We start from the raw sequence: 14,859 nt of genomic DNA on the forward strand, positions 1-14,859 counted from the left end.
CTGTGCGATGGAATGGATATGAGCCCAACTTGAATAGATAAGGTTTTGTTCGGTTGATTAGGCCGCACGTGATGAGCGGCCGCCAACATGCTACTTCGAGCGATTTAATCCAGTTTATGTAAAGCAGCTTTTTCGGATTTATAAGAATAAGGTAATTTTGATAACATATACCATACAATGATCAGAAAAAAAATGCCCGTCGACAACCCTGCTTGTAGCGCAAAAAGATAATTATCTTTGAAGTATTCATGCTCCAAAATCGAATAAAAAATTCCACCGATGATACTTATTCCCAATGCGGAAGCTGTCTGCTGAAACGTAGAAAATATTCCCGAAGCAGCACCTGCATCTTTCTCCTCAATATTATCTAAAACCACATTTAACAGAAACGGAAGAACTAAACCGTTGCCCAATCCATACAAACCTATCAAGAGCATAGAAAGGAATGGAATGTCCCTGTGCGAAAAGAATATCATCTGTAAAACAAAGGATACTAAAATGATAGACAAACCCAATTGTAGAACACGCTTACCATATCGAGGGAGGAGTTTTCCAGCAAAGACCGATGAAATCATAAATAGAATAGCATGGGGAATAAAATACATACCGCAGGCCAATGCGGATATGCCCAATCCACTTTGTAGATAAACTGCAACAATCAATAAATAAGCAGTGTGCAGCATAAAATGAAATAGTACTGCATATAAGCCTATTTTAAAACCTTTTAATTTGAATAAAGAAATATCAATTAAAGGGTCTTGATTGCGTGTCAGTTTTCTTTGTTGAATAACAATAAAGCTCGCCAAAAAAAGGATCGATAAAAATATTAACGTATAAAACCACCAAGGAAATCCATTATCTCTACCTTCGGTCAATGCATAGATGATACAGGCCAATCCGATTGTTAAATACAAAGCTCCTTGGTAATCGAACCTCACTTTTTCCAATGTTGGTGTTTCGGTCAGATAAAAATGTATGGTCAATAAAGACAATATACCAACAGGCAAATTAATGAAAAATATTAAACGCCACCCTTCTATTACAAAATGTGTCTCTGCTAAATACCCGCCTAAAACCTGTCCAATAATGGCTGCTATGCTCAATGTTATCCCATACCAGCCGATTGCAACCGCTCTCTCCTTGCTCTCAGTGAATAAAACTTGAATTAATGAAATAGACTGCGTCACCATAAATGCGGAACTAACACCTTGAAAAAAACGTGCGATATTTAATTGTGTCGCATTTTGGCATAATCCGCAAATGCAGGATGTGACTGTAAATGCCAGCATTCCCCAAAAGAAAACCCTCTTTTTACCAAGAAAGTCTCCGGCTCGCCCGCCAGTCACCAAAAAACAGGCACTGCCCAATAGATAGGAGGCTATTACTAATTGTATTTCACCATCAGTGGCTTGTAGATTTGTCTTGATCGTCGGAATCGCGATATTGATAATAAAGATATCAATTACATATAGCAGGGGTGCAGTAAGCACTACACATAGTGCAAACCACTTGTTAACAGTTTTCATAAGAATAAAGGATTAGTATTGTAGATCGATAACGGGAGTGCCTAGGATTTTTTGCTCTCCAATTCCAAGAGCCATTTTTTACGCCAGATACCGCCGCCATAACCGGTCAGGCTTCCGTCTGTTCCAACGACGCGATGACAGGGTATCAAGATCGAAATTTTATTCAAACCATTCGCGTTTGCGACCGCACGCACCGAATCTGCACTGTCTATGGCAATTGCCTGTTGCTTATAGGTCTTGGTTTTGCCATAGGGAATGTTTTTAAGCGCTTCCCATACCCTGTTCTGGAATTCCGTTCCAGGGCTATAAAGTGGTACTGTAAATTCTTGCCGATGACCTTCAAAATACTCCGTCAATTGTTTTTCCAGCAAAGGAAAATGGGGATTGTCGCCCTGCACGATCGTTGCGTTTAGTGTTTTTGCTAAATTTTTAAATTCTGTTTCCAGCATTTTCCGATCCGTAAACTCGAGAAGACATATTCCTTGAGTTACAGCACATGCATACATGGTGCCCAAGGGAGTTTCTATTCTTTTAAGATCGATTATATTTTGTTGTTTACTATTTTTGGGAGAGACTCCAAAGATATGCTTAAAAGAATCCCCAAAACCACTGAGTGATTCATACCCTGAGTTAAAAGCGACGTCTGTCACAGATTCGCCGTTTTGGATCTTCTTAAAAGCAGAATTTATCCGGTACATTCGTTGATAGGCGTGAAATGTCATACCGTGATTTTTTAAAAACCAGCGTCTCAACTGATGTGGCTCAATACCACGCTGGCGCAAATCGTAATCTTTAAATTTTAAGCTCGGATCTGCGGATAACTCAGCGATAATCTTTTTGATATAGGAAGGCGTCTCGCTCAACATTTCAAGTGGATGACATACCTTACATGCCCGATATCCTCGAAGGATACACTCCTTAGTCGACCTAAAGAATTCAATATTCTCTGCTTTCGGTTTTCTTGCTGTACAAGACGGCCTACAAAAAATACCCGTTGTCCTCACGGCAGTAAAAAACACACCTTCGTACTTGATATCTTTGTCTAGTATTGCCTGGTACATTTGCTCAAAACTTAATTCCATAATACAATTACCTATGATTATAGAACAAATTTACTAGTGCTGGAATCCATCTACAACCGAAAAATTAACAAGTATTTTTTTGACCTAACGCTTGGAAGAAAAAAATGAAAGTATACTCTACTTACAGGGGGAAATTATGGTCTCAATATCAGATCAATACCTGCTTGGAGTACCTCATCTTGATGCTTCCGGATGCCGTCAATTGTGGGATATACAACCTTATCGGGTACAATACCTATACCCTGTGTTTCGCTTTTATCAGGATAGTAAACCCCTATGCCAGAAAATGCAGTGGAATAGCCCAATGGAAGTGGAACCGAACTGATATTGCCATCCGCACCCGCGGTCTGAGAGCCAACAACCTGAGATCCGGGTATAGTACGAAATGCCATCACCTGAAATTCAGATGCGCTCTGGGAGGTCTCGTTAACCAGGACAACGACTTTACCGGTAAAAGCTTTCGGATTTACCGCTCCTGCCTTGACCGGCTCAGTGTATCTGAACAATCCGGGACGCATGCCATTACTCGTCGAAAAGATGACAAAGTCTTTTTCTGATGGAAAGACTATATCACGCAGTTCATCATGCATGCTCGCTGATGGATAAGTACGATAGTCCAAAATAAGCCCACGTTGTCCTTGAAGGCTATCTTTTAGCCGTTGGGTATCTGAATCCTTAAACACACCGATATCGACCACCACAATGCCATCTTTCAATTTCCGGATCGCAGGATTGGGTTTTTCATCCGCATACTTTATGGATTCGACGGCACGCGTGGGAATATAAACATCCGATTCTCTACCCTCACGCTGAACTTTCAACAACAACAGGGAATCTGCAGTCCTTAACATCCGGCTCGGAAGGTCGCGCTTAAGGGCACTTTCATTAGACGCAGCGACGTATTGTCCCAATGAATCAATCATAGCAGAAACGGGCTTTCCTGCGATCTCCATAATGATATCGCCGACCTGTAACTCCTGTCCTGTTTTGAACTGATCATCTGACAGCGCAGTGACTACCAGCTGATTTTGGATAAAACGGGCCTTAAACCCAACAGCACGTGGGCCAAATATATCTTTATAATAGTAATCTGTAAAGGAGGAAAACGCGTGGGTATCATTGATTTTGGAAAAAAGCTTAAGATAAGTTCCCTCCAGCGATGCTTTGGTTGTCGCTCCGATAAATTGCGGTATAAAATCTGTCAGTACCTGGTCCCATGGCTGTGCTGAAAGCTTTTGGTTAGGGTTAAAATATTGTATCGCATTCCAGTATCGGAATAAACCTAAAAGCCGAAAACCTACGTCGGAAAGCGGAACTGTCTTATAATTGTATTCATAAAACTGGGGGTTGCCAACACCATCATAATAGCTTACGTATCGGTTTGGTGATAGCGGTAGTACATGGGACAGTACCGCAAGTTTTTCTTTGAGCTTGTTCGAATACGGTAATTTTTCTATCCATGCATCGTTGGTCGATGCTGCAATTTGCTCTTGAGCAATGGCCGGCTGCTTCACAGTTGGTTGAAAGGGCCCAAAATGATGAATCCATTCATCGAAAAGTTGTTCGGTAGTGGACTGATCCTTGCTGGCTAAAAGGTGTGGAATGAATTTGAAAAGCTCGGTGTCCATATCCCATTTTCCTGCAGTAACGGCTGGATGAAAGTATTTTAACATCCCCCAGATCTGGGCCGTATGGGTTAATTTGGTAATATTATCTGTTGTCAGTGGTATTTCTTTCAACTGTGACTTAAAATTATAGATGGTATCGGCTTTGTTAATACTTGGATATTTCAGCGCCTGAGTATAATCCTTACCATCTATTTTAAGGCTAAGATCAGCGAACCAGGCTGTTCCCTTACCAATGATATAAGTCGCAATGGCAATACTCCGTGTTTCCTTTGGCTTTAGCTTGAGCCTGACACCAAAGGTTTCCCAGTCATGCGTTCCATTCAATTTCAGGGATTCCATATTCTCGATATCAACTTTGGGTTTTAATTGGAGGAATAATCCGGCAAATCCATCAGGAGCTATATTTTCTGTCTTGATTCTTCCTTCAAAAAAGATATGCTCACCTTCTAGGTTTTCAGGAATATTCAACATCAAGACACCCGAATACCCGTTGCTGTCGGCTATACTGCTAATTTTTAATTGCGTTTTATCGGGCTGCGTGCTATGCTTTTCAATGTTGAAAGAATAGCCTCGGGATTCCGCCTTGAACCAACCTGCTGGCAGCCCGTTTTTAATAATCTGCTGATCAACGTTATAGGATTTGACTTGTTGCGCATGGGTAAAAACTGAAATAAAAACAGCCAAAACAAAGGTCAACAGCAAAGGCATGATTACTTTCCTCATAATATAGATTTATTAGCAAAGACAAGATAGCTAATATACTTCTATAATTAATGTTAAATAATACTAAACAACTACAACCTCTAAGGAAAACGTCAACAGACGTTCATCACCGGCTCGCATATGTTATTAGCGATTCACTAAATTCCGCAATTTTTATTTACACTTAATGGGACTATCTCACATCCTGAGCGTTTCGAATGAACAATTATGTATCAGATCTTTAATCACCTTTTCTTCCAACTTTTCAAGCTGATCTGAAATAACCAAGAACGAAAATAAGATACCTCCTTTTTCCACTAAAATAAATTTCAGGAATTTTAAATTTTCTACATTACTTATTTTGACCTGCATTACTTTACTGACTGCAAACCATACATCGTTTTTTTTAATGCGAATGATCTTTTCAAAGTCTGCTTCAACTGCTACTATTTCAACAAAAGCCTGAATATAAAAAAACTCATTGCGCATCATTGTCGAAACATTGGCGAGTGCATTTTCTAACTGTAACGCGCGGCTGTTAAAAAGAAATAGAACAAGTAGGATCTCATCATTCTCAATGACCAGATTTGGCATTATAATGACCTTTCTCAATTGTCTCTCACTTACTCCGGACAGATCTTTTAGGCCTGATGGAAATGTATAACAAGCTATAAAATCCTTTATTGTATTTTCCTCTACTTTTCTAAAACCTCCTTCAGGAACTTGAAAAGTAAAATTATAATTAGCAGCTTTCACACAAAGACCATCAGAATTGCTAACAATTGTTATAGTTCCATCATAAAACTTTAAATTTCTGCGATGAAAATTATCTGAAAATGATATTTCGCACTTCTTTCCTTTTGGTTTACCAAATATAACTGAATCATTTTTAATGAATTTCTTTAACTCCTCTTCATCAAAGGTTAATGTTTCAGGGTCATTCTTAGGATCATAATAAAATTTTTCATGCTTATAAAATCCAGTATTCATATGGCTAATAATGGTGTGTACCAACTTGTAATCACCTGACCCCTCGCCTTTTTTTAAATATCCCTCTACATCAGCCCTATGTAAGATCATCTTAGCGGTCGAAATATCACAGCAAGGATGGTTTACAATAGAAAGTAGCAAATGATTTCCGTCATCGTAATTGTGTTTTTTTGCAATAAAGTCCAACTCAATTGGTTCGGTAATTTCTGCTAGCAACTTTATATCAAATACATTTTCTTTAAAACTGTATTCAAAAAATGTATCGCTTAAAAATTCGGCTCTTTTCTTTGAGATCTTGTACTTCATGAATATAATTCTATTAATCTTGAACTTATGAGCATAATTCGCTTATTAGGAACGAGACTTATCTTTGCCTTTCAATTTCTTCAAAATACGACATTACTTTCTTGTCGGTTTCGTTATGCAAAATAACTCCATCGTCAAAAAGATCTCTCCTCAATTGTCTATATAACAATACTCCATTTCTCAAACTATCAAATAAAGATTTCCTATCATACATGGGGAGAGTGAGTTTTAGTATTTCGAGATCTGCGGAAGGCAAGTCCAATTCGACTTTTCTAACACCCCGTGGTAAATTGTCATTTTTGATATGCAACAATGGACCAAAAACAACCGCCCGTAAAAATGCCATAAAGTCGTATGCTTCAAAGTATTCCCCCCGTCCTATTTTCAACAACGCATAATGTACCCAGGTCCAAAAACGGTCTTCAATCCATTGATAATTTGGATAGGGAAACTTTTCAACTGTCTGAGAAATTATTTTTTCCAATTGTTTATCTTTATCGATTAGCAGTGTTGGATTTTCGATACGGACTTTAAATTCATCAATTGTTAAAAATTTTATATCAACATGCAAAAGAGGATCGGCATAAAGACAAATTAATAATCTTGGTTCTCCGACGTGCTCTCCGGTAAAACCGGATAGAAAATTTCCTAATCTTTTTGCGTAGTCAAGCATAATATTTTTGTCCTCGGAAACTCGCTGTCTCGTTACCAAAACTAGATCAAGATCTGAAAAGTCATCTATTTCATTTGTTAGCCAGGATCCCGCAATTGCCAAACCAATCACATTGTCGTCCGGTTCTAAAATTTCCTTTGCCTTATATGCAAATGCTTGTTGTATCATCATACTTTTCTAAAAATTAGCAATTCACTTAGTTATTCAAGTATTGTTCTATATCAGATATATCTGGCACCAAAAAAATCATACTGCATTAAGCTCCTTAACAACAGCTTTTTGTTATTTTTTAAATTTATGAAAAAGGTCAAACTTTCATTTTCACTCCATCCATGTTAGTGAGGGGTTATCCTTCCATTAACTAGGCCATTCTTTATGAAAATACCGGCACGTGATAACTTCAAATAACCTCTTTCAACCAATTGGTATACCAATCTTCAAAAGACACCCTCAAGCCATTAGTATCTAATAAAGGGGTTATTCCCCCATAGTCAGGCCTCTCATCTGTCCAAATATTGCCGTATTCAATTCCATTTACAACCAAAAGATAAGTACAACCATGTCCAATATGGCAAATTTGCAAACATCCATGTATATGCCCTGTATCCATATATGAATTTAACTGATTTTCATCCGGTCGCTCTCCACTCTCCCAATCAATATCAAAAACCCAGTCTTCATTCCAGCTTTCAGAATAAGTAAATGGCATTGTCAGATCAATAGCAGGTTTTGTTTTAAGTTTAAAGTCTATCATTGATTCCTCTAAGGACAAAAGCCCATAATCTGGTCCACTGCAACCATTCCCTATTTTGGTAATGAAGTCTCTATAATTTTCAGGAAACCTAATCCTTAGATTGCGTTCAATATAAAAAACCTCGGATTCGGGAATAGGAGGATTAAGAAAAAACTCTTTTGGTGTAATTTTATTTAATTTATTCGGGTTATCCTGTAGAAAGCGTAATTTCTCTTTGATGAAATTTATATCCATGCATAATTCTATTTTTGTGACCTCTCACCAAAAAACTGAAGTATTTAAAAGTAATGAATTCGGTGATGAATTACTAATTTTAAAAGGAAGTCCCTCTTGGTACCATTAAAAATTACCAAATTCTTATTATGTACGCTCATATGGCTGGATGGTTCGCCGTCGGGTTTAAAACACTTGCAAAATATGTTGAAGTTTTATTAAGCGATTAGTACGGTATTCATTTCAAATGGCATAGGAAAAAAGTCCATAATTTTTAAGTGCTTAAATGGAAAGCGGTTTACCTTCCTTAAATAAAGCTATTGGAATAGTTTGGGTATTAAAGAATAAATCTTGCTGCGATAAAATACCCGCCCCCAATAACTAATAATGGAAGTGCTATTGATAGCAGAATCAATGTCCATATAAATACTCTGAAGTAACTATACAAAACTACTTTCGACGGATCGGCAGGATCATAGATGACAATTGTTGTCTCCCCTATTTCCCAGGTTGGAGGACCGTTTCCTTCGGCTAATTCGTAAGTAATTAACTGATCATCTTTTGTACGAAAAGTGAAGATCGGCGCAAATACTTCGCCTTCTGATTCGTACCTGTGAAGGTCAATAACAGTTGCAATGGTTTTTTCTCCATTTTTTAGAAATACCATTGTATTGCGGAAGCTAAATATTGCCAGTAAAAGGAACACTATACCTATTCCCAGGATTATATAATATTGCCACATAGGTTTATTTTTAATTTGTTCCACTTTTTAATTATTTTATTATATCTAATTGATAAATAAACATTAACGAATATAAACAATTTTCGAAAAGTCAATCAAAGCCGAAGACTCCAAACAAATAAAATTTCATAAAAATGAAAGAAGGTATATTTACTTTTGTGTCAGGTAAAACAACGGCTCATGTACGATACTTTAATCAACTATGTCAATTCGCGGGTCTCCAGCCCCCTAACCTTAGATGAAATCGGGATCCTAAAAAATAATTTTGTCCACCGCAGAATCAAAAAACGTCAGGCATTTTTGCAGGAAGGTGAGATATGTAATTACATGGGATTTCTTGTTAAAGGTGCTATGAAAAAATACAGTATAGATGCGAAAGGTACCGAGCACATCATGAGCCTTTATATTGAAGGCTGGTGGGTCGGTGATCGTGAAAGTTTTGCAAAAATCACACCCTCCGCATTCAATATAGAAGCTTGTGTAGATACTGATTTGCTTATCTTGACCAAGAACGCCGCAGAGGAGGTATTTTCCCTTCCAATCATGAATGAACTTACACGCCGATTGGACGAAAATTATTCTTATGCAAGCCAAAAAAGGATCAATGCCGCCCTAAGTATGACGGCTGAAGAACGCTATAATATGCTTATTGATAGCTATCCTGAATTTACACAGCGATTTCCACAGCAGCTGATTGCATCTTATCTAGGTATTACCAAAGAAACGCTGAGCAGAATCAGGTCCCGGGCAGTCAAAAAATAATCAGGATTGATTTACAAGGGGAATTACCTTTGTTCCGATTAATTCAATAGCTCTGAATATATCGTCCTTGCTCAGTCCTGGATTATCCATCTGAAATGTAAATCTTGAGATACCACCCAATGCCTCACTATGCCGCAATATCTTTTCTGCAACTTCTTCGGGGTTGCCAATAACATAGGCGCCGGCCGGCTCAGCTTGGGCTTCAAACATTTCCCTTGTGGGCGTCGACCAGCCTCTCTCCTTTCCAATTTTGCCCATCATTTCCTGATATCCCGGAAAATAGAGATTTTTAGCTTTCGATGTTGTATCCGCAACAAAACCGAGTGAATGTAATCCTACTTTAAGCTTCTCCCGAGGATGCCCGGCTTTTTCTCCGGCCTCATAATATAAATCTATTAAAGGCCGAAAGCGACGGGTTTCACCACCGATGACGGCGACCATTAATGGGAGCCCCAGTTTTCCGGCGCGAATAAATGATTGTGGCGTGCCTCCTACTCCTATCCAGACAGGTAGCTGATCCTGCACCGGCCTCGGATATATTGCCTGTTGTATGAGCTCTGCCCGGAATTTACCCTTCCAGGTTACTGTTTCGTGATCACGTATTTCAAGGAGCAATTTGACTTTCTCCTCAAAAAGTGCGTCATAGTCCTGTGTGTTGAATCCAAATAATGGGAAAGCATCAATAAATGATCCTCTTCCGGCTACAATCTCAGCCCGCCCTTTAGAAATAATATCCAATGTTGCATATTCCTGGAATACTCTTACCGGATCTGCCGCACTCAGCACAGTAACGGCACTCGTTAGACGGATATGCTGAGTTCTGGCTGCCGCTGCCGCCAGTATGACTGCCGGTGATTCATCTAAAAATTCTTTTCTATGATGTTCCCCGAGCCCGAAGACATGTAATCCTGCCTGATCTGCAAATGCTATCTTTGACAACAGGGCTTCCATGGCTGTCATATTCTCCTCTGAACTCAATCTACCATTGTATGCCCCGGTAGCTATAAAACTATCTATTCCTATTTCCATAATTACTGATTTAATCTGAGAGAATTCAATTATTGAAAACTATTCAAAGTTCAATTTTTCCGATCGCTTAAAACGATGATCTAGATCAAAAAAATTTTTTTTATTTCGAGCCCTATTACTTATTCTCAAAATCGGCCTTATCTGGAAATTTGATGAAATCAAAAAGGATCTGCAATTTGTCCGATTTTTTTAATGCGAGCGGATGGACGACCTTAGGAGCGGAAGGTTATAATACCATTCCGCCGTCCATAAGGATTTCAGTTCCGGTCATGAAGCTTGCCACATTGTTATCTGACAGATAAATAACGGCTTTGGCAACATCTTCAGCAGTTTAGTAACACTTTGTTGTCCTCTCTACCGAAATAAAATTTCCAGCCGAAATCCGTACGCGGATCGACGTACTTACCGAGCTGTTTTTTTGATCTAGCCATAATTTTTATGAATTGGTTATCAGTCAAATATACAATGATAAATTGAAAATACTAATTATATTAGTATTTTTGTTTTTATGAAACCGTTAGAAGTTCACTGCCGTAATCGTATCATGTTCGTGAAAATGACTATAGCGGATAAAGGGATGGGTATGCGTGATTATTATCTGTATGGAAAAAATGGCAGATCATACTATATCTTCAGAAGGTCGCAGGGTATCTGGGAATTGGTCGACGGTGTCATGCCGGACGATGTTCGGGAGGCCTGTATCGACGCACTCATTCTGAGATACGACCACGATTCACCCGAGCTGTTTTATAACAGCGGTAAACGAAATATCGTTAGGATAAGCGCTAAAAAAGCAAGTATCTGGCATGTGTATGTTAATACTACCTATGTGGCTTCCATTCAATATGACCAATTTTCAAAGAAGTTTAAATATCATCTGGAGGATGATACAGCACTGACCGATGACCATATAAAAAAGTACATTGCTATGATACAGCGTGGAGAAATAAAATGGAAGAAAAATCGATGAAGTCAATAGTATTTGAGTGTTGGGGAGACGATGTAATCGCTCTCCCCTTTTTAAAATAATCTTTTCCACTTGAAGGTACAATAATTATTCCCTTTTTATTAAACATTGATAAACTTCATTCAAAAATATAGCTAATTCCCATTTAATTTAAAGTTTTCTATAACAAATAAAGCTAGTATGTTCTTTGTAAAAAGGCATTTGGTATTGTGTTCTGATCTCGCTTCAAATATTTCAACATCGAAACCTATTTTTTTCAGTTGTAAAGCTAGTATTGGCCCAGCTAAGCCAGCACTGATAATGAGTACTTTTTTATGCATTGTTTTCCTCCTTTATTTTTAATCCGGGCAGCAGTAATAAGTTCAATGCAAAAAAAATGAAAACGCGCACATAATTTAAATTACGCCATTGAGCTGCTTTTTCCTGCAAGTTTATATCAAGGGTATCGCTATATGGTAATTGCTGGAATTCCGTGATAAGGGGCGCGAAATACATTAATGTCCATATCCGAACTGCAATATGCGCAACAAGAACCGGTAATATCAACTTCCTACGGGTCTTTATCCTCCAGTTAAAAATCAAAGCTGTAATAAATATCGATTCATGAATTCCATGGGTTATTATCCAAAACATTTTAAAATCCAGCCCGTAAGGTTTTTGAAAAAAGATAAATGAAGAAGGCGGAGCTGATGTCCATGCAGGTACCATTATAGCAGTTTCCCATAACTGGGCTCCATTCATTATAAAGTATGCGCAGATTGAATAAAATAGCCATCGAGTAGCTTTCGGGTATTGGTATGTATTTCCCATTTGTATAAACTTTTTTAAATTTACTTCTTACATTATCTCACTTAGCAAAAGTACCGCGCTGTCAAAGAATGCGCTTGCAAAAAAAGGAGTTAAACTGGTAAATTCGGGCGCAATGGGATTTGAACTGAAAAATGATAAAAAGGCTTTTAAAATAGCCTTTGAAGAGAATGATCTTGGTGATCATGGTTTTAAAGAAAACACCTTTAAAACGAATATCCCTTTCGGACAATTAACTGCTAAACAATGGCTTTTTGACGGTATTAAGATCTTATATTCCGAAACTGACCTTGATAAACCGACCGAATTGGATTGGAAAGGAGATTCTGAACTGGTAACCATGCACTTTAATTTGCAAGGAAGAACATCAATAGTACAGAATGGCATGAGCAATTCCTTTGAATTAAATGCTAATCAGCACAATTTATTCTATGGAACCAAGGCTAATGGTAAAATGAAATTTGATGGTTTGCAGATGAAATCATTTATGGTGCAATTTCAAAAAGACTCTTTTTTAACAATATCAAAAGATGGAAACGAATCCCTAAAGCGGTTTGCTGATAAAATAGTTTCGGGAACTCCGGTTGCTTTTTCAAATTCTAGTCTAAATATTGACCTGCCAATACAAACCTGTATCCACTCGATTTTGAAATGTGATTATTCCGGAGGGTTAAAGAGACTGTTTCTTCTTTCGAAGACCATTGAGCTGCTTGTTTTGCAAGCAGAGTCTTTAAATAACCTTCAGGATTCAACATCAAGATACATAAAACACGATTATGATAAAGAAAGAATTGTATATGCCCGTGATTATCTGGTTAAAAATATCGGGGCACCCCCAACGTTGATAGAATTGGCGAGAATAGCCGGGGTAAATGAATATAAACTAAAACGAGGGTTTAAAGAGATATTTAATCAAACTGCTTTTTCCTATTTAGCTGACCTACGTTTGGATCTGGCAAAAAATGAGCTATTGGAGGGCAAAAAGCAAGCCACTGAAATAGCATTTGAATTGGGGTACTGTTCCTTACAGCACTTCAGTAAGGCGTTCAAGAAAAAGTTTGGCATGGCGCCAAGTAAAGTCAGACGATAAGGTTGGGTAAGTTACAAAAATCCAAAGCAACTTCTTCTTAAATAACTGATTAACGTATTGAATTAAATTTTTATATCTTTGTATCTTATGCAAAGACAACTATTCACATATTATAGTTTGACGATTGGAATGATTGCCTAATTCCGGGTGTCTTGTTTCTAAATCATCGGTTTGGTAGTTTAAGTATTACCAAAGGCGTTGATATGGAACAAACCATTCGGATGACAGAGAATTAAGCAATTTTATTTCATCATTTTAAATTATTAAGAAGTGAATAACTTATCATTATATGGTTGGAACGACACGCTGTTCCAACTCAAACAAGCTTCACAATATAAACATCTTTTTCATGGTCGTGTGGCTGCGGTAAACAAAACCAATTATGAGGTCGTCGCCGAGAGTGGTCGGCTGTTGTGCGAACTGGCAGGCAATATGCTTTATGGACGATCATCGTTTGAACTTCCCTGTACCGGTGACTGGATTATTTTTCAACCTTTTGACGATTTCAAAGGAATAATTGTGGATGTTTTACCCCGCAAGCATACGTTATACCGAAGAAAGAGTGGCACGCAGACCGATAGGCAAGCTTTAGCATCCCATGTTGACAAAGCATTTATTGTACAAAGCCTTGATGCCAATTTCAGCGTTCGCCGAACGGAGCGATTTATGGTCCAGATTGTGGAAGAAAACATTCATCCGATATTGATCCTCACTAAATCGGATTTGGAATTCAATCGCCATAAAGTAGAGGAATCGCTGAAACATATAAGACGTCAAATGCCAATACTTTTCACCAGCATGCTATCTCCTGAAACAATAGATCCGTTGCGAAAATTTATCAAGCAGGGAGAATCTATCGTATTTGTGGGATCATCTGGAGTCGGAAAAAGCTCTTTGATCAACGCCTTGTGTGAACTGACCATATTTTCGACCTCTGAGGTAAGCAAATCATCGGGTAAAGGAAGACATACCTCGACCCGAAGGGAAATGATATTGATGAAGGATGGTGGAGTTTTAATAGATACGCCTGGTGTTAGGGAATTTGGTTTAGCCTCAGACAATTCTGAAACATTAGCAGAGATATTCGAGCTTGCTGATTTTGCAGAATCCTGTCGTTTTGAAAATTGTAAACATGTAAGTGAACCTGGCTGTGCTGTCAAAGAAGCAGTAAACAATGGCCTGTTAGAACCTGAAATATACAATAGTTACCTCAAGCTGCAGAAAGAATCTTGGCATTTTTCTACTTCGGAGCATGAAAAACGCAAAAGGGATAAATCTTTCGCCAGAATTTTAGAAGAGGTTAAGAAAATGAAAAAACGTTAACCATTTACGCATTACAGGTATTCTTCTTCATAGTTGAATACCTGTATTATGCAGTCTATTCATCATGAAGCAATACAGCTATTCCCCTCTGTCTTAAAGGTATATCTTCTAATATATCTTGTTCATTCTTCTTTTTAAAATTCAGTTCTTTATCAGAGGGAGACTTATCACATTAGTGTTCAAGGCGACAGATTTTAATATTGAACGAATATATTCATAAATAAAGATCATTTAAAAAAGATGATTGGAAAATTGCAGATTATTA

The 14,859-nt window shown here is 38.0% G+C and carries 12 protein-coding genes; 4 read left to right on the forward strand and 8 right to left on the reverse strand.

Features of this window, described 5'->3' with window-relative positions; all coding sequences use genetic code 11:
* Positions 1-104 precede the first annotated feature (104 nt).
* The 7 genes from ACK8HY_RS20515 to ACK8HY_RS20545 form a co-directional block, all read right to left on the reverse strand.
* The gene (locus ACK8HY_RS20515) at positions 105-1,526 is read right to left on the reverse strand and encodes an MFS transporter (protein ID WP_416134646.1); all 1,422 of its coding nucleotides are present in this window, start codon (positions 1,524-1,526) and stop codon (positions 105-107) included.
* A gap of 41 nt (positions 1,527-1,567) precedes the next feature.
* Positions 1,568-2,608, reverse strand: coding sequence for a bifunctional transcriptional activator/DNA repair enzyme AdaA (locus tag ACK8HY_RS20520; RefSeq protein ID WP_416134647.1), 1,041 nt, complete (start codon positions 2,606-2,608; stop codon positions 1,568-1,570).
* Positions 2,609-2,742: 134 nt separating this feature from the next.
* On the reverse strand, positions 2,743-4,959 hold the full coding sequence (locus ACK8HY_RS20525; RefSeq protein WP_416134648.1) for a S41 family peptidase: 2,217 nt from the start codon (positions 4,957-4,959) through the stop codon (positions 2,743-2,745).
* Between the two features lie 177 nt (positions 4,960-5,136).
* Positions 5,137-6,234, reverse strand: coding sequence for a hypothetical protein (locus tag ACK8HY_RS20530; RefSeq protein WP_416134649.1), 1,098 nt, complete (start codon positions 6,232-6,234; stop codon positions 5,137-5,139).
* A gap of 58 nt (positions 6,235-6,292) precedes the next feature.
* Positions 6,293-7,078, reverse strand: a complete 786-nt coding sequence (locus ACK8HY_RS20535) for a hypothetical protein (protein WP_416134650.1) — start codon at positions 7,076-7,078, stop codon at positions 6,293-6,295.
* A 229-nt stretch (positions 7,079-7,307) separates the two neighbouring features.
* On the reverse strand, positions 7,308-7,895 hold the full coding sequence (locus ACK8HY_RS20540; RefSeq protein WP_416134651.1) for a hypothetical protein: 588 nt from the start codon (positions 7,893-7,895) through the stop codon (positions 7,308-7,310).
* A gap of 316 nt (positions 7,896-8,211) precedes the next feature.
* Positions 8,212-8,616, reverse strand: a complete 405-nt coding sequence (locus ACK8HY_RS20545; RefSeq protein ID WP_416134652.1) for a DUF3592 domain-containing protein — start codon at positions 8,614-8,616, stop codon at positions 8,212-8,214.
* A gap of 180 nt (positions 8,617-8,796) precedes the next feature.
* On the opposite strand from ACK8HY_RS20545, the gene ACK8HY_RS20550 reads away from it, so the two are divergent.
* Positions 8,797-9,378 carry a Crp/Fnr family transcriptional regulator gene (locus ACK8HY_RS20550; protein ID WP_416134653.1) on the forward strand — a complete coding sequence of 194 codons (582 nt, stop codon included), beginning with the start codon at positions 8,797-8,799 and terminating at the stop codon, positions 9,376-9,378.
* Here ACK8HY_RS20550 and ACK8HY_RS20555 read toward each other — a convergent pair whose 3' ends face one another.
* A complete protein-coding gene (locus tag ACK8HY_RS20555; RefSeq protein ID WP_416134654.1) occupies positions 9,379-10,407 on the reverse strand; it encodes an LLM class flavin-dependent oxidoreductase in 1,029 nt (342 codons plus the stop codon).
* Positions 10,408-10,915: 508 nt separating this feature from the next.
* Between ACK8HY_RS20555 and ACK8HY_RS20560 the strand changes: the two genes are divergently transcribed.
* The 3 genes from ACK8HY_RS20560 to rsgA all read left to right on the forward strand — a co-directional run bounded on the left by ACK8HY_RS20560 (position 10,916) and on the right by rsgA (position 14,594).
* On the forward strand, positions 10,916-11,377 hold the full coding sequence (locus ACK8HY_RS20560; protein ID WP_139351028.1) for a hypothetical protein: 462 nt from the start codon (positions 10,916-10,918) through the stop codon (positions 11,375-11,377).
* Between the two features lie 919 nt (positions 11,378-12,296).
* Entirely contained in the window at positions 12,297-13,271 is a 975-nt protein-coding gene (locus ACK8HY_RS20565) for a helix-turn-helix domain-containing protein (protein WP_077433906.1), read from the forward strand.
* Between the two features lie 270 nt (positions 13,272-13,541).
* Positions 13,542-14,594 (forward strand): ribosome small subunit-dependent GTPase A, encoded by a 1,053-nt coding sequence (gene rsgA / locus ACK8HY_RS20570; RefSeq protein WP_416134655.1) that lies wholly within the window; start codon positions 13,542-13,544, stop codon positions 14,592-14,594.
* Positions 14,595-14,859: the final 265 nt, after the last annotated feature.

Origin of the sequence: Sphingobacterium sp. NGMCC 1.201703 (genome assembly GCF_047784615.1) — a bacterium.
GTDB lineage: Bacteria > Bacteroidota > Bacteroidia > Sphingobacteriales > Sphingobacteriaceae > Sphingobacterium.

Excerpts from the sequence above, each read along its gene's own strand:
- ACK8HY_RS20565 (WP_077433906.1), top strand. The coding sequence starts at position 12,297 with ATGGGATTTGAACTGAAAAATGATAAAAAGGCTTTTAAAATAGCCTTT.
- ACK8HY_RS20560 (WP_139351028.1), top strand. The coding sequence starts at position 10,916 with ATGAAACCGTTAGAAGTTCACTGCCGTAATCGTATCATGTTCGTGAAA.
- ACK8HY_RS20540 (WP_416134651.1), bottom strand. The coding sequence starts at position 7,895 with ATGGATATAAATTTCATCAAAGAGAAATTACGCTTTCTACAGGATAAC.
- ACK8HY_RS20520 (WP_416134647.1), bottom strand. The coding sequence starts at position 2,608 with ATGGAATTAAGTTTTGAGCAAATGTACCAGGCAATACTAGACAAAGAT.
- ACK8HY_RS20555 (WP_416134654.1), bottom strand. The coding sequence starts at position 10,407 with ATGGAAATAGGAATAGATAGTTTTATAGCTACCGGGGCATACAATGGT.
- ACK8HY_RS20535 (WP_416134650.1), bottom strand. The coding sequence starts at position 7,078 with ATGATGATACAACAAGCATTTGCATATAAGGCAAAGGAAATTTTAGAA.
- ACK8HY_RS20550 (WP_416134653.1), top strand. The coding sequence starts at position 8,797 with ATGTACGATACTTTAATCAACTATGTCAATTCGCGGGTCTCCAGCCCC.
- ACK8HY_RS20545 (WP_416134652.1), bottom strand. The coding sequence starts at position 8,616 with ATGTGGCAATATTATATAATCCTGGGAATAGGTATAGTGTTCCTTTTA.
- ACK8HY_RS20530 (WP_416134649.1), bottom strand. The coding sequence starts at position 6,234 with ATGAAGTACAAGATCTCAAAGAAAAGAGCCGAATTTTTAAGCGATACA.
- ACK8HY_RS20515 (WP_416134646.1), bottom strand. The coding sequence starts at position 1,526 with ATGAAAACTGTTAACAAGTGGTTTGCACTATGTGTAGTGCTTACTGCA.
- ACK8HY_RS20525 (WP_416134648.1), bottom strand. The coding sequence starts at position 4,959 with ATGAGGAAAGTAATCATGCCTTTGCTGTTGACCTTTGTTTTGGCTGTT.